12 protein-coding genes are annotated in these 17,724 nt (G+C 73.3%); 2 read left to right on the top strand and 10 right to left on the bottom strand.

Annotation, left to right across the window (positions count from 1 at the left end):
- Positions 1 to 36 precede the first annotated feature (36 nt).
- From D7044_RS21795 to D7044_RS21805, 3 genes are all read right to left on the bottom strand, one after another.
- Complete coding sequence (locus D7044_RS21795) at positions 37 to 2,706, bottom strand: ATP-binding protein (protein ID WP_120683564.1); 2,670 nt, start codon at positions 2,704 to 2,706, stop codon at positions 37 to 39.
- 167 nt (positions 2,707 to 2,873) lie between these two features.
- Positions 2,874 to 4,028, bottom strand: a complete 1,155-nt coding sequence (locus D7044_RS21800) for an acyl-CoA dehydrogenase family protein (protein WP_120683562.1) — start codon at positions 4,026 to 4,028, stop codon at positions 2,874 to 2,876.
- Between the two features lie 66 nt (positions 4,029 to 4,094).
- On the bottom strand, positions 4,095 to 5,627 hold the full coding sequence (locus D7044_RS21805) for an acyl-CoA carboxylase subunit beta (RefSeq protein ID WP_120690062.1): 1,533 nt from the start codon (positions 5,625 to 5,627) through the stop codon (positions 4,095 to 4,097).
- 268 nt (positions 5,628 to 5,895) lie between these two features.
- Here D7044_RS21805 and D7044_RS21810 point away from each other — a divergent pair, with 268 nt between their 5' ends.
- Positions 5,896 to 6,465 carry a snapalysin family zinc-dependent metalloprotease gene (locus D7044_RS21810; RefSeq protein WP_199716725.1) on the top strand — a complete coding sequence of 190 codons (570 nt, stop codon included), beginning with the start codon at positions 5,896 to 5,898 and terminating at the stop codon, positions 6,463 to 6,465.
- A gap of 212 nt (positions 6,466 to 6,677) precedes the next feature.
- On the opposite strand, the gene D7044_RS21815 is transcribed toward D7044_RS21810, so the two are convergent.
- From D7044_RS21815 to D7044_RS21835, 5 genes are all read right to left on the bottom strand, one after another.
- The gene (locus D7044_RS21815; protein WP_120683556.1) at positions 6,678 to 7,589 is read right to left on the bottom strand and encodes a hydroxymethylglutaryl-CoA lyase; all 912 of its coding nucleotides are present in this window, start codon (positions 7,587 to 7,589) and stop codon (positions 6,678 to 6,680) included.
- Between the two features lie 159 nt (positions 7,590 to 7,748).
- Complete coding sequence (locus D7044_RS21820; RefSeq protein ID WP_120690063.1) at positions 7,749 to 9,086, bottom strand: acetyl-CoA carboxylase biotin carboxylase subunit; 1,338 nt, start codon at positions 9,084 to 9,086, stop codon at positions 7,749 to 7,751.
- Between the two features lie 176 nt (positions 9,087 to 9,262).
- Entirely contained in the window at positions 9,263 to 9,862 is a 600-nt protein-coding gene (locus tag D7044_RS21825; protein WP_120683552.1) for a TetR/AcrR family transcriptional regulator, read from the bottom strand.
- 113 nt (positions 9,863 to 9,975) lie between these two features.
- Entirely contained in the window at positions 9,976 to 12,786 is a 2,811-nt protein-coding gene (locus D7044_RS21830) for a hypothetical protein (protein WP_120690149.1), read from the bottom strand.
- Between the two features lie 51 nt (positions 12,787 to 12,837).
- A complete protein-coding gene (locus tag D7044_RS21835; RefSeq protein ID WP_120690064.1) occupies positions 12,838 to 14,625 on the bottom strand; it encodes an HSP90 family protein in 1,788 nt (595 codons plus the stop codon).
- 119 nt (positions 14,626 to 14,744) lie between these two features.
- Between D7044_RS21835 and D7044_RS21840 the strand changes: the two genes are divergently transcribed.
- Positions 14,745 to 16,028 (top strand): MFS transporter, encoded by a 1,284-nt coding sequence (locus D7044_RS21840; RefSeq protein WP_120690065.1) that lies wholly within the window; start codon positions 14,745 to 14,747, stop codon positions 16,026 to 16,028.
- Here D7044_RS21840 and D7044_RS21845 read toward each other — a convergent pair.
- Entirely contained in the window at positions 15,919 to 16,488 is a 570-nt protein-coding gene (locus tag D7044_RS21845; protein ID WP_120690066.1) for a VanZ family protein, read from the bottom strand. The two genes, D7044_RS21840 and D7044_RS21845, sit on opposite strands and share 110 nt — an antisense overlap.
- Before the next feature lie 9 nt (positions 16,489 to 16,497).
- Complete coding sequence (locus D7044_RS21850; protein ID WP_120690150.1) at positions 16,498 to 17,655, bottom strand: FAD-dependent oxidoreductase; 1,158 nt, start codon at positions 17,653 to 17,655, stop codon at positions 16,498 to 16,500.
- Positions 17,656 to 17,724: the final 69 nt, after the last annotated feature.

The following is a 17,724-nucleotide window of genomic DNA, read 5'->3' on the forward strand; positions in this document are numbered from 1 at the left end:
GCTGCCGGCCGCCGGGCCCGCCACCGGATTCCCCGGTCACCGTGACGCCCGACCATCACGGTTCGCGGCCAACGCGTACAGCAGCTCCTCCTCGTGCGGCAACAGCCGGATGGCGCCCTCCCGACACACCAGCTCCAGCCGATCCAGCACAGCCGGATCACCGGTGCTGGAGGCGAGGCCGACCAGCGCCTCCACCGTGTCCCGACGGTCGTAGTCGTCCGCGCCCGCCTCGACGGCAGCGCTGAACCACTCCGCCGCCAACTCCCGGTCACCCTGGTGCAGCGCGAGGTTCCCCTCGACCAGCGCGCAGATGCCCGCCTCCGGATGCGGCCACCGCCAGCCGGCCTCCCGCGGGGCCATACCGGCCGTCGGAACGACAGATCGCTGCCGGGGCACGACCTGCTCCCCCGGTGGACGCAGCCGCAGCCGCATCGGGGCACAGGTACGGAGTTCGGCAAGCACCTCGGCGGCCTCGTCGGCCCGGCCGTCCTGGGCGAGCGCCAACCCGACCCGGCCGAGCACCCGGCGCCGGTGCCCCGGGTCACCCAGCTCCGCGAGCATCGCCAGCACCCGGTGCCCCTGGTCGATGGCGTCGCAGTACCGCCCCTCCAGCCGGGCGACCTCGGCCAGATTCGCCCGCGCGAGCACCCGCAGCCGCGGCTCCCCACACTGCGCGGCGATCCGGTCCACGGCGGCGAGCCGCCGCCGGGCCGCCGCCAGGTCGGCGAGGCGGACCTCGTGCCAGGCCAGGTTGTTCTGCGCCACCGCCACGTCCCGGATCCGTCCGTGTCGCGTCGCCAACCGCAGCACCGCTTCGGCCTGCTCCCGGGCCTCCACCGGGCGACCGGTCCGGATCAGCAGACTGCCGAGAACGGTGCCGGCCGCGAGCTGTCCGGAGACGTCACCGGCGTTCCGGAACGCGGCCACTGCCGCGCGCCCCCCGGGTAGCTCCTCGTCGGCAGCCCCGTGCTCGGCGGCGAGCCGGGCCGCGCCGAGCGCCGCCCACGCCCGCAGCGCCGGCTCCGCATCGGCGGTACGCGGATCGGCCAGCAGCCTGCGCAGCCACTGCCGACCGGCCACGTCCCGCCCCCGGAATCGCCACCACCGGGACAGCCCCGACGCGAGCCGCAGGGCGGTCAGCGGATCGTGGGTGGCGGCGTACGACAAGGCGGAGCTGATGTCGCCGTTCAGGTCGTCGAGTCGGCGCACCGCATCGGTGAGGCGGGCGCCGACCAGATCGGGCACGGTCCGGGCGACCAGCCCGGCGATCACCGCGGCGTGCCGGCTGCGGATCCGCGCCAGCTCGCCAGTGCCTGCGGCCTGCTCGATGGCGAACTCACGGACCGCGTCGAGCAGGCGGAACCGCAACGGTCCGGGGCCGGATACGCTCAACAGGCCCAGCTCGACGAGCCGGTCCAGGACCGGAATGGGATCGATCGCCACCGTGCCGTCCGCGTCCGCGTCGCAGACGAGCATCTCCTCGGCCAAATCCACCGACCAGCGGTGACCGAACGCGGCGAGCCGCCGCAGCGCCAACCGCTCCTCGGGAGCGAGCAGCCGGTAGCTGGCCGCCACGGCATCCCGGAGCGTCACCGCCACCGACGGCCCGTACGGCTCCGCGCCACCCGGCTCCCAACCCCGGCTCTGCGTGCCCCGGTCCGGAGTGGCGAGATCGAGGACTCGGTCGCCGTATCTGTCGAGCAGCTCGGCCGGGTCGAGGATCCGGCCGCGCGCGGCCATCAGTTCGATGGCGAGCGGCAGACCGCCGAGGCGGCGTACGAGCGCGGCGATGGCCGGCAGCTCGGCGGGCACGGGCGGTTCGCGGCGCACCTGGGCGAGCCGCGCGAGAAAGAGTTCGACCGCCGGCCACCCGGTCAGCGCCGCGGGCCCGCCCACCTCCGCCTCCGCCGGCGGCACCTCGAGCGGGGTCACCGGCCACACCCGCTCCCCGGACAGCCCGACCGGATGCCGCCCGGTGACCAGCACCCGCAGTGACGGCACCGCGGCGATCAGGCGGTGCAGCACCTCGGCCACCGGACCCGGAGCGCGCTCGGCGGCGTCCACCACGAGCAGCACCGGGCGGCCCGCCAGCCGGGCGACGAGCTCCGGCGCACGGCCCGCGCCGAGCACGGCCATCGAGGTGGCGAAGACGTCGTAGGCGTCCGACCCCTCGCCGATCAGCACCCCGGCGACTCCGGCGGGATGGCTCTCCGCCACCGCATGCCCCACGGTCAGCGCCAGCGCGGACTTGCCGACACCCGCCAGGCCGACGAGGCTCACCAGCCGGGGGCCCAGCTCGTCGGTGAGCATGGTGACCAGCTCGTCGACGTCCCGATCGCGACCGATCAACTCGACCGGCGGCGGAAGCGTCACCGCGAGTCCGGCTTCGCCGGGCCCGGATGCGGAGGGCTCCACCGGACCCGGGGACGGGTTGGCCGGTTCGCCGGTCGGGCCGCGAGCCGCGGCCAGAAAGGCCGTACGGGCCGCACCGGCGAGATCGAGCGCGCCGGCCAGCAGCTCGACGGTCGTCCGCTGGGGCCGGGAGGAGCGGCCCCGCTCCAGGTCACGCACCGTCCGCACGCCCACCCCCGCGCGGTCCGCCAACTCGGCCTGGGTGAGAGCGGCGGCCAGCCGGTGCCCACGCAGCAGTTCCGGCAGGGCGGCGCCGCCGTCCGGGTCGGGCGAGCGATCACGAGCCGGGGTCACGGAGTGGAAGAGTACGGACCAGGTGCGATCCTCGGCAGCTCAGCGTCGGGCTGCCGACGTTCGCCCGCCGAAATCCGACAGCAGTCGCCCGCCGCCCGCCTCGGCGGTCGGCGTCCACCGGTGGTCGGCTCTTCGCGGTCGGTGTCCCGCCGGCGCGGTCGGCGTCCTCAGAGGCCGAGGTCGCGAGCGATGATCATCCTCTGCACCTCGCTGGTGCCCTCACCGATCTCGAGGATCTTCGAATCCCGCCAGAACCGGGCCACCGGGTACTCGTTCATGAAGCCGTAGCCGCCGTGGATCTGGGTGGCCTCCCGGGCGTTGTCCACGGCGATCGTGCTGGCGTGCAGCTTGGCGATGGCGGCCTGCCGCTTGAACGGCTCGCCCGCGAGCATCCGCGCCGCGGCGTCGTAGTACGCCAGGCGGGCAATGTGCGTCTTCGCCTCCATGTCGGCGATCTTGAACTGGATCGCCTGGTAGTTCCCGATCGGCTGACCGAAGGCGTGCCGCTCCTTCGCGTACTTGATCGACTCGTCGACGCAGCCCTGGGCGAGGCCGACGGCGAGCGCCGCGATGGCGATCCGCCCCTCGTCGAGGATGCGCAGGAACTGGGCGAAGCCGCGGCCGCGCTCGCCGAGCAGGTTGCCCGCCGGCACCCGGCAGTCGTCGAAGGTCAGCTCGTGGGTGTCGGAGGCGTTCCACCCCACCTTCGAGTACGCCGGCGCGACGGTGAAGCCCGGCGTGCCCGAGGGCACGATGATGGTCGAGAGCTCCTTCGAGCCGTCCGGCCGGGTACCGGTGACCGCGGTGACCGTGACCAGCGTGGTGATGTCGGTGCCGGAGTTGGTGATGAACGCCTTCGAGCCGTTGATCACCCACTCGTTCGTCGCCTCGTCGAGCACCGCCCGGGTCTGGGTGCCACCGGCGTCCGAACCGGTGCCCGGCTCGGTGAGGCCGAAGCCGGCCAGGGCCTCTCCGCTGAGCAGCTTCGGCAGCCACTGCGCCTGCTGATCAGCGGTACCGAACCGGTAGATCGGCATCGCGCCCAGCGAGATCGCGGCCTCCAGCGTGATGGCCACACTGGAGTCGACCCGGGCCAGCTCCTCCAGCGCGAGGCAGAGCGCGAAGTAGTCACCGCCCATCCCACCCTGCTCCTCGGGGAAGGGCAGGCCGAAGAGACCCATCTTGCCCATCTGCCGGATCACCTCGTACGGGAAGGTGTGCTTCTCGTAGTGCTCGGCGATGACCGGCGCGACCACCTCCCGCGCGAAGTCCCGCACGCTCTCCCGCAGCGCCTCTTGCTCCTCGGTGAGCCGGAAGTCCATCTGGTTCCTCCTGTACGTACGGGCGCCGGGCGTTCGTGACGTCGCGGCGAACGCGGGAATGGTCGATCAGACCGGGGTGACGCCGTGCCGGCGTCGGGAGAAGTGGCGGTCCTTGCCACGCGCCGCGGCGAACCGGCGGACCAGTTCGTCCCGCAGCTCGTACGGCTCGACGATCGCGTCCACCACCAGCTCGCTGGCGAGGCGGACGATGTCGATGTCGCGCTCGTACTCCTCGCGCTTCGCGGCGACGAAGTCGGCACGCTCCGCCTCGTCGGCGATCGCGGCGATCTTGTTGGCGTAGACGGCGTTCACCGCCGCCTCGGCGCCCATCACCGCGATCTTCGCGGTGGGGAGCGCGATCGTGGCGTCCGGCTCGAAGCCGGGGCCGGCCATCGCGTAGAGGCCCGCGCCGTACGCCTTGCGGACCACGACGCAGATCTTCGGCACCGTCGCCTCGGAGATCGCGGTGATCATCTTGGCGCCGTGGCGGATGATGCCCTGCTTCTCCACCGCGCTGCCGACCATGAAACCGGGTACGTCGGAGAGGAAGAGCAGCGGCACGTTGAACGCGTCGCAGAGCTGCACGAACCGGGTGGCCTTGTCGGCCGAGTCGACGAAGAGGACTCCGCCCTTGAACATGGAGTTGTTGCCGACCACGCCGACGACCTCGCCGTTCAACCGGCCGAAGCCGATGGTCAGCTCCTTGGCCCAGAGCGCCTGGATCTCGAAGAAGGAACCCTCGTCGAGCAGGCCCTTGACGTACCGCCGCATGTCGAACGCCTGCCGCTCGCTCGCCGGCACCAGCGCGGCGAGGTCGGCCTTCTCGGGCGCCGGCGCGGCCTCGGCGGTCGGCGGGTCCTGCGTCCAGTTCGCCGGCAGGTACGACAGGTAGCGCTTCACCACGTCGAGCGCCTCGGCGTCGGTCTTGCAGAGGAAGTGCCCGACGCCGGACTCGGTGCAGTGCACCTTCGCCCCGCCCATCGCCTCGAGGGTGGTCTTCTCGCCGGTGACCATCTCGACCATCCGGTCCGAGCCGAGATACATGCTGGCGTTGCCGTCGACCATGGCCACCACGTCACAGAACGCGGGGATGTACGCACCGCCGGCGGCGCTCGGCCCGAAGAGCGCGCAGACCTGCGGGATCGAGCCGGAGGCGCGGACCTGGTTCCAGAAGATCTTTCCGGCGCCGCGCCGGCCAGGGAAGAGCTCGACCTGGTCGGTGATCCGGGCGCCGGCCGAGTCGACCAGGTAGACCATCGGCACGGCGGTGGTGTACGCCCGCTCGATGATCCGGATGATCTTCTCGACCGTCCGGGCGCCCCAGCTGCCGGCCTTGACCGTGGAGTCGTTCGCCATCAGGCAGACCCGCCGGCCGTCGATGGTGGCGGTGCCGGTGACCACCCCGTCGGCGGGGAGCCCGTCGGCGAGCGCGTTGGCGTAGAGGCCGTCCTCGACGAAGCTGCCCTCGTCGACCAGGAGCGCGACCCGTTCCCGGGCGAAGAGCTTGCCCTTTGCGGCGTTCGCCGCATGGTACTTGTCCGCCCCGCCGGCCTTGGCCCGCTTGCGCAGCTGCTCCAGTGCCTCACCGTCGAGCGTCACGCCGACTCCCTCGCCGTACCGACCTGAACGATCGTTAGGTTAGCGCATCGCGGCCGCAGTGGACCACTCGACCGGCTGGCGGCGCCGGCCTGAGTTCGACAGCCGTGGGTCCGGCCCGGCCGGCGGCGCAGAGCCGAGTCGGACGGCCCCGCGCAATCCGAGCCGGACGGCCCCGCCCGACCGGAGCCGGACCGTGCAGGATATTGATATCTGCCTATCTCTATGGCTAGGCTCCTGGCACCCCACACCTTCCGGATTGGAGTGAGTGATGACCTCACGAATCGGCCGAGTCGTGGCCGCGTCCGCAGCGACGGCGGTGGCCACCCTCGGCGTGACGGTGGCCAACCCGGCACCGGCCTCCGCCGCCATGACCATCTGCTACAACACCAGCCAGGCGGGGAGCTTCGCCGGCATCGCCGGCCAGGCCGCCTCGATCTGGAACAACGCCACGACGAACCTCACGCTCTCGGCGAACTGCGGCTCGAACCTCCGGATCTACCAGATCACCGGCGGTGGGTCGTACGCCATCCGGACCAGCCTCGGCAACGGCCGGGTCTACATCGACACGCAGCAGGCCCAGCAGTACAGCCCACTGCGGATCATGACCCACGAGATCGGGCACATCCTCGGCCTGCCGGACAACTACAACGGCAACTGCTCGCTGCTGATGTCCGGCGGCAGCGCCGGCACCAGCTGCACGAACCCGTATCCGAGCACGACCGAGGCGAACCGGGTCAGCAACCTCTTCGCCGGCACCCGGGCCGCCGAGCGGGCCGAGGGCAGCGGTAGCGCCGTCTTCCGCGACAGCTGGCCGGCCGTAGCCGCGACGGTCGGCTGACCGACCGGAGGGCCGGCACCGCGCCGGTTCGCAGGGGCCGGCGTCCTGCCGGCCCCTGCTCCGTTCGGCGGCGAGCCCGGTCCGCCGGGTCAGGCCCTGCCTGGCTCTGTTGCGCAAGGCTCGCCCGAGCGAGCCGAGGCCCTGGCGGTCGCCCGCCGGTCGTCGCCCCCGGGCCAGCGCAGCCGGGCCGGGCCGGCCGCCGGCCCCGGGCTCTAACTCGCCAGGCGGGTACGCGGACCGGCGCGGAGCACGCCGGAGGGCAGTTGCCGGCCGACCAGGCGCTCGGCCAACTCGGCCACCTCGACGAGGGCGTCCAGGTCGATGCCGGTGTCGATGCCCATGTCGTGCAACATGTGCACCGCCTCCTCGGTGGCGAGGTTGCCGCTCGCCCCCGGGGCGTACGGGCAGCCGCCCAGGCCACCGACGCTGGCGTCGAACTCGGTGACGCCCAGCTCCAGCGCGGTGAGCAGGTTCGCCAGGGCCGTGCCACGGGTGTTGTGGAAGTGCAGCAGCACCGGGACGTGGGCGTTGCGGTCGCGTACCGCCGTCAGCAGCTCCCGGACCCGGCGCGGCGTGCCCATCCCCGTGGTGTCGCCGAAGGCGACCCGGTCGGCCCCGTCCCGCACCACCCGGTCCACGATGCCGGCCACCCGCTGCGGGTCGATGTCCCCCTCGTACGGGCAGCCGAAGCTGGTCGCCACGATCACCTCGGCTCGGGCACCCGCACCGTGCAGCAGGTCGATCAGCTCGGCGATGTCGTCGAGCGACTCCTCAGTCGAGCGGTTGACGTTGCGCCGGTTGTGCGTGTCGCTGGCCGAGACCACCACCTCGATCTCGGTGAACCCGGCGGCGAGCGCGCGCTGCGCCCCGCGCGTGTTCGGCACCAGCGCCGAGTAGCGCACCCCGTCGACGCGGTCGGCGCGCTGCCACACCTCGTCCGCGTCGGCCATCTGCGGAATCGCCTTCGGGTGCACGAAGGAGACCGCCTCGATCCGCTTCACGCCGGTGCGGGAGAGCGCGTCGAGCAGACGTACCTTGGCGTCGGTCGGGATCGGATCCTCGTTCTGCAACCCGTCGCGGGGTCCGACCTCCCGGATCGACACGGAGTTCGGCAGGCTCGTCATAAGGGGTCACCTCACTGTGACGCGGTACTGGTCCTGGTCCCCCCAGCATGTCACCCCACCCGCCGGACGACGTTGATCAAGAGGTTTGCGTCAGACGGAGCCGGAATCCCGACGCAAATCTCTTGATCAACGAGAGCTGGGCAGAAGGAGCGGGCGGGGTCAGCGCATGCGGGTGATCAGGGCGGTGTCGTAGTCGCCGGAGATGAACTCAGGGTTCTCCAGCAGCTCGGCGAAGAAGGGCAGGTTGCACTTCGGACCGGCGACCTCGAACGCGGCCACGGCCGCCCTCGCGCGCTCGATCGCCTCGGCCCGATCCGCCCCGCTGACGATCAACTTTGCCATCAGGCTGTCGTAGAACTGGGTGACCGTGTTGCCGGCGACGTACCCGGAGTCGACCCGTACGCCCTCGCCGACCGGCTCGGTCCACGCGCTGATCGCGCCCGGTCCCGGAATGAAGCGCTTCGGGTCCTCGGCGTTGATCCTCAGCTCGATCGCGTGCCCGCGCGGGGTGAGCGCCGCCGGATCGAACGTCGGGGCCAGCCCGGAGGCCACCCGCAGCTGCTCCGCCACCAGATCGATGCCGTAGACCAGCTCGGTGACCGGGTGCTCGACCTGGAGCCGGGTGTTCATCTCCAGGAAGAAGAACTCGTTCGTGGCCGGATCCAACAGGCACTCGACCGTGCCCGCGTTGCGGTAGTTCACCGCCTCGCCGGCCCGCACGGCGGCGGCGAGGAACCGCTCCCGCAGCTGCGGGTCGACCGCCGGCGACGGGGACTCCTCGACCAGCTTCTGATTGCGCCGCTGCACCGAGCACTCGCGTTCGCCGATGGCGACGACCCGGCCGTCGGCGAGGCCGAGGATCTGCACCTCGACGTGGCGGACACGCGGAAAGTACCGCTCGATCAGCACCGAGCCGTCGCCGAACATCCGCTCGGCGAACGCGCGCACCTTGTCGTACTCGGTGCCCAGCGCCGCCTCGTCGGTGGCCACACCCATGCCCATGCCACCGCCGCCGGCCGCGGCCTTCACCATCACCGGGTAGCCGATCTCGGCCGCGGCGGCCGTCGCCGCCGCGAGGCCGGCGGCGGGCTCGGTGGTGCCGGGCGCGACCGGAACACCCGCCGCCGCCATGAGGTTCCGAGCATTGATCTTGTCGCCCATCGCGGCGATCGCGTCGGCGCCGGGCCCGACCCAGACCAGCCCGCTCGACTCGACGGTACGAGCGAAGTCGGCGTTCTCCGACAGGAAGCCGTAGCCGGGGTGGATGGCCTGCGCACCGGTGGACTTCGCGGCGTCCAGGATCGCCTCGACGTTGCGGTAGCTCTGTGCCGGGTTCGCCGGCCCCACGCACACCGCCTCGTCGGCCTCGGCCACGAACGGCAGGTCCGCGTCGACCTCCGAGTGCACCGCGATCGCCCGGACGCCGAGCCGCTTGGCGGTACGGATGATCCGGCGGGCGATCTCCCCCCGGTTGGCGACCAGCAGTGACTCGATCATGGCTCCTCCAGCGTCCAAGGGTTGGGACGGATCTCAGCGAACCATGCCACCCCGGCCGCGCACGACCCCCACCCCCCGGGACGCGTTGATCAAGAGGCTTGCGTCAGTACTCGCGCGGAAGATGACGCAAACTTCTTGATCAACACGGTGCCAGGCGAAGGCCCGAGGGGGTGGGGTCAGGCGAGGAGGGCGGCGAGGGTGGCGCCGCGGAGCAGCTCCGCCCGACGTCGACGGTCCACCTCTCCGCCGAGGAACGGAGTGGAGTTCATCAGGCCGAACGCCGCGTGGGCCAGCACCCGGGCCTCACCGTCGGGCATGCCCGGGTGCAGGGCCGTGAGCACCGTGACCCACTCCTCGACGTAGAGCCGCTGGAGGCGGCGGATCCGGCGGCGCGGCTCGTCGGGGAGGCGATCCAGCTCGTGCAGGTGCAGGGCGATCACCGCCGGGTTCGCCAGCGCGAAGTCGACGTGGAAGTCGATGAGCGACTCCAGCGCGGCCCGCGGGTCGTCCGGGTGGGCGGTGGCGCGCTCACGGCCACCGTCGAGCAGCCCCTCGCTCACCGGAATGAGCGCGGCGACCAGCATGGCTTCCTTGCCGGCGAAGTGGTGGTAGAGCGCCGGCCCGGTGACTCCGGCCGCCGCACCGATGTCGTCCATCGAGACACCGTGGTAGCCGCGCGCGGCGAAGAGACCGACCGCGATCTCCAGGATCTCGTCCTTACGAGAACGACGCCGGCTCGCGCCGGCCGCGCCCCGCGCCTGCTGCTCCACCGTCACGGGGCAAGCGTAGACCTGCGCGGACGGTGAGGAGGAGGCAAGGTTGCCGGATGGTCGATCAGACCCGGCCGATGGCCCGGGCCGACCGGTACGACGGCCGGCCCGGGTCACGATCAGTGGTCGTGGTCGAGGTTGTGCTCGGCGCGCAGCTCGGCGGCCTCGTCCGACCGGCCGAGACCATCCAGCGCCTGGGCGAGCAGCCAGGCCGCCTGCTGCACCGGCCGGCTCCCGACGGGCAGCCCGCCCAGCACGTCGCGCAGCAGCCGCTCCGCGTCGGCCGGCCGATCCGACCGCAGCAGCAGCTCCCCGGTGAAGATCTCCACCTGCGCCGCCTCGCCGAACGCCTCGATCGACCGGAGGCGGTCCGGCAACCCGGCCAGCCGGTCCAGCGCCTCGCCCTCACGGCCCTCGCCGGCCAGCACCCGCGCCGCCGCCTCGGTCGCCATCGCCCGCTCGTACGTCGCCGGCGGCTCCGGATCGTCGGCGAGCGCGGCCGAGAGGCCGTCCATCACCTCCACCACCCGCAGCGCCGTCGCACCGTCACCGGCCCACATCCAGGCGTACGCCTCACGTCGACGGGCCCGCAGTTCGTCCACGGCGAGCCCGGCCAGCTCGTACGTGCTCGCCGCCGCGGCGAACCGCTCGGCGGCCAGCGCGTCCCGGTCGACGCCGTAGAGCAGCCCACCCGCCTCCTCCAGCATCTCGGCCCGGTGCGGCAGATTGTCCGGACCGTCCAGGTTCTCTGCGAGCTGTTCGAGCAGGGCGAGCGCGGGCTCGGTCTCGCCGAGCCCCTGGTAGACGCCGGCCAGCAGGTACCGGCAACGGTCCGCCTGGACCTGCGCCCCGAGCTTGTCCAACCCGAGCACGGCCTCCTCGGCGACCTCGGCCGCCTCGTTCAACCGCCCGGCGACCCGGTACGCGTTCGCCAGCTCCCAACGGAGCAGGGCGTCTCCCGTGGCGCCCTGCTCCACGCAGAGCGTCACCGCCTCGGCGAAGTCGTCCACCGCCTCGTCCGCGCGCCCGGCCGCCATCAGCGCCCGGGCCCGGGTGACCCGGACCGCGAGCAGTGCGTTCGGTGGCGCGACGGCCAGTGCCTCGTCGCAGGCGGTGACCGCCTCCGCCGGGTCCTCGGCCGAACGGGCGTACGCCAGGCAGGCGCTCATCAGCAGCTCGCCGACGCCCAACTCCCGAGCCAGCCCGCGGGCCCGCTCGGCCGCCGAGCGGAACTCCTCCGCCTTCTCCGACTCCTCCAGCGCATGGGCGCGGTGCAGCGCGACTCGCAGCTCCAGGTACGGGTCGGCGACCGGCGGAATCCGCTCCAGCTCGGCCAGCGCCTCCGCCCAACGCTCGCCGTGCATCAGCGCCAGCGCCACCCGGTCCCGCGCGGCGGCCCGCTGCCGGTCGTCCCCGAGCCGGTCGAGGGCGTCGGCGGCGGCCTCCACCAGCGCCAGCCCCTCCTCCCGGCCCGTCTCGGTCATGGCGAGCAGCACCCCGAGCCGGCTGGCGACCACCTGCGCGCGGAGTTCGTCGCCCAGCTCCCGGTAGGCGGCCGTGGCCGCCCGGGCGGTCTCGATGGCGACCGGGACCTGCTCGTCATCGCTCAACTCGGCCGCCCGCAGCTCCAGCCGCCGGGCCGTCGTGACCGCTGTGGGTTCCGTCGCGCCGAACCGCTCGTCGTAGGCGGAGAGGGCGGCCTGGAAGCCGGGACGGTCGTGCCGGTGCCAGCACGACTCGGCGAGGTCGAGCAGCTCGTCGGGTCCGGCGTCGACCGGGATCTCCGGCGTCGCCGGTCCGGAAGCGGTGGTGTCCTCGACGCTGATCGGCGGCACGGTTCCCGCCGGGGAACCCGGGACCGGCACGCGACGGCGCACGCTCGCCGAGAGCGGCACGTGCTCACCGCTCGGTAGCATCGCCAGCCGGGCGGCGATCAGCTCGGACTGGCGGGCGGTGCCGTTGCGGGCGTCGAACCGGGCGGCCAGCTCGGTGGCGGTCTCCGCCAGCTCCGCGGCGAGCCGGGCCGCCGGCACGTCGGCGGCCGGGCGGTCGGCCGATGCCCGCCGGTAGACGGTCAACCCGCCGTCCACCTGCCGCAGCGCCGCAGCGGCGGTCGCCGCGAAGTGCATGGCCGCGGCCGGGGAGGGCGAGCGGTCCAGCCAGTCCAGGTGCCGCTCGACCAGCTCCAGCGCCCGCGCCTCGTTACCGGTGACCGTGCAGAACTCGATGTGGTCGCCGATGTCCCACAGGTCGGAGAGGTTGCCCCGCATCCGGCGGTACGCCGTCCGGTGTGCGTTGAGCGCGTCGTCGTGCCGACCGGTCCGCAGGTAGGGCACGAGCAGCGCGGTCAGGATCGCCTGGGGCTGCTCGTTGCAGGTGAGCCGCCCGGCGAGCACCGGCTCGGCCAGGCTCGCCGCCTCGGCGTACCGGCCGGTGTCGGCGAGGTACTGCACCTCGGTGGTCGGGTCGCAGCCGGCGCAGTCGGAGAGCTGGTCGCGCGGGGTGGTCTGCCAGAGCCGGTACCAGTGCGACGCCGCGTCGGTGTCCCCGACGTGCTCGGCGACCCGGAACCGGTGCTTGTGGACGGCCTGGAGGCTGTGCCCGCCGGCCTGGTACCGCCGCTGCATGTCGTCGAGGACCGCGTACGTCCGGTCGAGCGGCACCTCGGGGAACTTCAGCATCAGGTTGACCATGTACTTGAAGTGCCAGAGCAGCTGCCCGGCGTGGCGGGCGTGGTAGGGCTGCGGGTCGCGGTCGAACTCGGCGAGGCACCAGGAGAAGGTCACGAAGGACTTCGCCGGCTCACCGCCGTACGTGTACGCGGTGGTGCCCTGCATCCGGGTGACGAAGGCGAGTTCCCGGTCCTCGGCCGTGTCGACCCGCCGGAGCAGCTGCTCCAGCGCGGCGATCTGCCCCGGCCCGTACGGCATGTTGCTGACCTCGCGGAGCACCCGCCAGAGATCCTCGGTGGTCCCCACCGCTCACTCCTGTCCTGGTACGGCCCGGCCGAGCAGGCCGAGGAACGAACTGTTCAGCAGCGCGGCGTCGGCCGCGCGGATCGGATGGTGCCCGAGCAGCAGCGCCTGCCCGTAGAGCGCCTCGACGGCGAGCCCGACCAGGTCCGGGTCGGTGAGCGTGGCGACCCGGCGGACCAGCGGGTTGCGGTGGTTGAGCACCAGCTGCGGGCGGTCCGGAGGGGCGGACGCGGCGAGCGCGTCGAGCACCCCGCCCCACAGCTCGTCGGCCTTGTCGCGGCTCGCCGCCAGCTGGTCGTTGAAGGCCGCCGAGCGGCTCACCAGGTAGAGCGCGGGCAGCGAGACCGGCTCGTACGCCCGGATCACCACCTCGCAGCCCGACCGCTCCAGCGCCCGCTGGGCGGCGGTGAGGAAGGGCCGCAGGGCCAGCTCGACCTTGGGGTCGAGGTTGTCGAACCGGGTGGTCAGGTCGCTCGGCTCCAGCCGTTCGATGAGCACCGACCGCTCCACCGAGGGCAGCCGCTCGATCAGCTCGGTGTCGTACGTGTAGCCACCGTTGACCACCGCCAGGTCCTGGGCGGCGGCGACCGCGGCGAGCTGGCGGAACTCGTCCAGGCTCGCCGCGTACCGGATCAGGCCGTGCCGCTGGCGGAACTCGGCCAGGGTGAGGGTGCCGACGTTCGTGTCCATGGGCCACCACTGGTCGACCAGCCGGAGCATCTCGTCGTCGTGCAGCGCCAGCGCCTTCACCCCGAGGTGGTGGATCTGGAGGAACTCGGCGAGCCGGCGCGGATCGTGCTTGGCGAGCCGCACCAGCCAGCCCCGCACCTGGTCGCCGAGCGCCTCCCGGGCGGCGTTGAGCAGGGTGTCCTCGTAGAGTGCCTCCCGGCTCGCGGTCGGCCGCAGCTCGCTGGCGTCCACCACGCAGTGGGCGAAGAACGCCCAGTCCGGCAGCAGGCCGTCGGCGTGCTCGGTGAGGAGCATCCGCTTCAGGTAGACCCGGTGGCCGGCGCGGACCGCCGGGTTCACCGGCTCCGGGAGGATGAACGCCGCGCCCGTCAGCCCCGCCTCCGGCACCGAGAGCGGCAGCACGTCGAACGGGTCGAAGCCGAGCGTCTCCCGGGCGTACCGGATCAGGGCCGGACGGTCGACCGGCGTGCCGGGCGTGGTCGGCCAGGGCGGTGCCCCGACGGTCGTGACCGCGTCGCCGACCCGCACGGTGACCGGCAGCAGCGAGCCGAAGAGCCGCGCCAGGTCGGTGACGGTCGGGGTGGTGAACCACTGGTCGGCGTCCCGGCGTGGAACCAGGGTGACGGTGGTGCCCGGTTCGCTCCGCCCGGCCCCCGGCGGTGCGGGCTCGACGGTGTAGCGGCCGTCGGAGTAGCCGGTCCAGCAGACGGTCGGCTGGTCGCCGTGGCGGGTGAAGACCCGGATCTCCTCGGCGACGAGGAAGCAGGAGAGCAGCCCGATACCGAACTGGCCGAGGAAGTCGTGCCGGGAGAAGCCCAGCTCGTCGCGCTTGGAGCTGCGCCCGATCGTGGCCAGCAGTTCGTGCACCTGCGCCTCGGTGAGGCCGATGCCGGTGTCGTGCACCCGGAGCGTCCCGTCACCGGTCAGCTCGGGCGGCTCGACCCGGATCAGCGCGGGCGCGTCCGGGTCGGACGTCCGCCGCGCGGTGATCGCGTCGACCGCGTTCTGCAAGAGCTCGCGGAGGTAGACCCGCGGGCTGCCGTAGAGGTGATGACTGAGCAGGTCGACGACGCCACGAAGGTCGACCTGGAAAGTGTGGTCCACGCCTTTGCGCTCCCCGGTCCGAATCCGGCGCTCACCGTACCGATGATCACCGACAAGCGCGTCCTCCTTTCACCCGGCGGCTTGACCCTCGACCGGCTCGAACCCGCAGGCTGCCCGGCGTGCCCACGACCCGCCTCGGCCGCGACTTCCACCTGCTGTGGTCGGCCGCCGTCTCCTCGCGGCTCGGCGATGCCCTGCGTACGCCGGCGCTCGCCCTGCTCGCCGCCACGCTCACCCGCGACCCCCGGCTGATCGCCGCGATGACCGTGGCCGCGCAGCTGCCGCCGCTGCTCTTCGGTCTGCTGGGTGGTGTCTACGCCGACCGCTGGGACCGCCGGCGCACCATGGCGCTGGTGGACGGCGCGCGCGCCGCCCTGGTGGCCGCGTTCGCGGTGGCGATCGTCACCGGTCGGGCCGGTGTGGTGACCCTGCTGCTGGTCGCGTTCCTGCTCGCCGCGCTGGGCTCCCTCTTCGACGCCGCCTCCTTCGCGCTGCTGCCCTCGGTCGTGCCGCCGACGGCCCTGCCCCGGGCCAACGGCCGCCTCCAGGCCGGTACGGCGGTCGCCGGAGGCTTCCTCGGCGCGCCCGTCGCCGGGCTGGCGTTCGCCGCCTCGCCCGCCCTCCCCTTCGCCGTCGACGCCGTCACCTTCGCCCTGGCCGCCCTCCTCGTCCTCGCCCTGCCCCGGGGCGGTCACCCGCCCGTCACGGCCGGTCCGCCGACTGATCGGGCGAGACGGCCGTCGGTGCTGGCCGAGGTCACGGCCGGCCTCCGCCGGCTGCGCGACGACCGGACACTGTGGCAGGTCAGCCTGCTCTCCGCGGGCTGCAACCTGGCGATCAGCGGGCTGCTCGCCGTCCTGGTGCTCCACGCGCTGGACGTGCTGCGGGTGCCACCGGCGGGGTACGGGCTCTTCACCGCGACCGCGATCGTCGGTGGCGTGGTCGGGGCGTTGACGGCCGGCCGGATCGCCGCGCGGTTCGGCACCCTGCCCGCGCTGCGCGTCGTGCTCGCCGGGCAGACCGTGGCGCTCGCCGGGTTCGCGTTCGCCCGGCACCCGGTGCCGGCCGGTCTCGCGCTGGCCGTCTTCGCCGCCGGCACCTCCGTGTGGAACAGCCTCTGGACGTCGTACGGGCAGCAGCGGGTGCCGGCCGCCCTGCTCGGTCGGGTGGGCGCGGCTCAGCGGATGCTCGGGCTGCTCGCCGCCCCCGTCGGCGCGACGCTCGCCGGGCTGGTCGCCGGGGCGTACGGGACGGTGCCGGTCATGGTGGCGGCCACGGGGACGTTCGCGCTGGTCACGGCCGCGGCGTGGCGGATGCTGCGACCGGTGGCACCGACGCCGCCCGTCGACCGGCCCACCACGGCCGGGACAGCAGTCCGGCCAGGACCGCCCCCGTCGCGTTGAGCAGCACGTCGTCCACGGAGGAGACCCGGCCGAGGTCCAGCGCGTACTGGAGGAGTTCGACGAGCACCGAGCCCGCCGCGCCGAGCAGGAAGAGCCGGCCGGGCCCGGCCAGCACGGTCAGGCGTACCGGTGCGAAGAAGCCCAGCGCGGCGAAGACCAGCAGGTTGCCGACCACCTGGACCACGGCGGTGGTGGGCGACCCGGTCAGCAGGTCGAGCAGATCGTGCAGGGGCACCGCGTCGACCTCGCGGGGCGCCGCGCGCGGGGTCAGGATCATCCACACCCACGGCACCGTCCCGGCGACCGCGCCCACCTCGGCGACGCTGCGCCACCAGGCCTCACCGGCCGGGACGGTGCTGCGGCGCGTCCGTACCAGCCCGGCGACGAGCAGGGCCAGCAGCGGCAGCGCGGCGCACGCGGCGAGCAGGACGCCGCCCCAGTCCCGCCAGACCTGTGTCACCGGCGCAGCCTATTCGGCGCTCGCGCTCCGATGGGAGAGTCCGGAGAGTCGCAGGGTGATCCGCTGCCGAAGGGGCGGCACCGCCCCGGCGAGCCGCAGCAGCACGTCCCGCACGGGCCGCCCGGCCGGGGGGAGGGTGGCGAGCCGGGTGAGCCCGGCCGCGAAGCGCAGGACGTCCTCGGCCATCGGCCGCTGCCGGGCGGTGTACCCGTCGAGCCCCGTCGCGGAACCGTCGGCGAGCACGTCGGCCAGGGCGGTTCCGAGCGCGACCGCGTCGCAGATGCCGAGGTTCATGCCCTGCCCGCCGGCCGGGCTGTGCACGTGCGCGGCGTCCCCGGCGAGCAGGAGCGGCCCGGCCCGGTAGGTGTCGGCGACCCGGTGGTGCACCCGGAAACGGGACGCCCACAACACCTCGGTCACCCGATCCGGCCGTCGCGCCGGCCCTCGCTCGTCGAGCAGCGCCTGGAGGTCGGCGAGTCCGGGCTCGGCGGCCGCCTGCGGCACGGCGGCCACCAGCCGGACCACCCCGTCGGGCAGCGGCGCCCAGATCAGCGGCCCGGATCGGGCGAGGAAGAGAGCCGCCTCGTCGCGGGGCAGGTCGCTGTGCACGCGGACGTCGGCGAGCACGAAGGATTCCTCGCCGGTCCGCCCGGCGAAGCCGATGCCGGCGATCCGGCGGACCGTGCTGCGCATGCCGTCCGCGCCGACCACGAAACGGGCGCGGAGCTGTTCGTCGTCGACCTGCGCGAGCACGCCGTCTCCGGTCGGCGTCACGCCGGTCAGTCGGCACGGCCGACGCACCGTCACGCCCAGCCCGCTCAACTGCTCGGTGAGCGCCGCCTCGGTGACCGACTGGGAGACCAGCAGCGCGTAGGGGAAGCGGGTCGGCAACCGGTGGAACGGCACCGCCATCAGCACCCGGTCGTGGTCGCGCACGGTGAAGCGCGGCGCCCGCACACCCTGGGCCACCAGCGGCGTCGCCGCGCCGATCCGGTCCAGCACCTCCAGGGTGTACGCGTGCACGACGGCGGCCCGGGAGGTGGTCGGTGGCCGGTCCGTCTGGTCGAGGAGTGTCACGTCGACTCCTCGCCGGGCGAGGGTGAGCGCGGTGGCGAGCCCCGTCGGGCCGGCTCCGACCACCAGGACGTCGGTCTTCGTGGGCAGCATGACCACCTCCGGAGCAACGTTGCCAACAGTCGTTGGCCAACACTTGTTGGCAAGTTTGACTACTGTGGA

It is taken from the genome of Micromonospora musae, from assembly GCF_003626635.1.
Taxonomy (GTDB): Bacteria; Actinomycetota; Actinomycetes; order Mycobacteriales; family Micromonosporaceae; genus Micromonospora; species Micromonospora musae.

Excerpts from the sequence above, each read along its gene's own strand:
- D7044_RS21800 (WP_120683562.1), bottom strand. The coding sequence starts at position 4,028 with ATGGACTTCCGGCTCACCGAGGAGCAAGAGGCGCTGCGGGAGAGCGTG.
- D7044_RS21810 (WP_199716725.1), top strand. The coding sequence starts at position 5,896 with ATGACCTCACGAATCGGCCGAGTCGTGGCCGCGTCCGCAGCGACGGCG.
- D7044_RS21815 (WP_120683556.1), bottom strand. The coding sequence starts at position 7,589 with ATGACGAGCCTGCCGAACTCCGTGTCGATCCGGGAGGTCGGACCCCGC.
- D7044_RS21820 (WP_120690063.1), bottom strand. The coding sequence starts at position 9,086 with ATGATCGAGTCACTGCTGGTCGCCAACCGGGGGGAGATCGCCCGCCGG.
- D7044_RS21830 (WP_120690149.1), bottom strand. The coding sequence starts at position 12,786 with ATGCCGTACGGGCCGGGGCAGATCGCCGCGCTGGAGCAGCTGCTCCGG.
- D7044_RS21850 (WP_120690150.1), bottom strand. The coding sequence starts at position 17,655 with ATGCTGCCCACGAAGACCGACGTCCTGGTGGTCGGAGCCGGCCCGACG.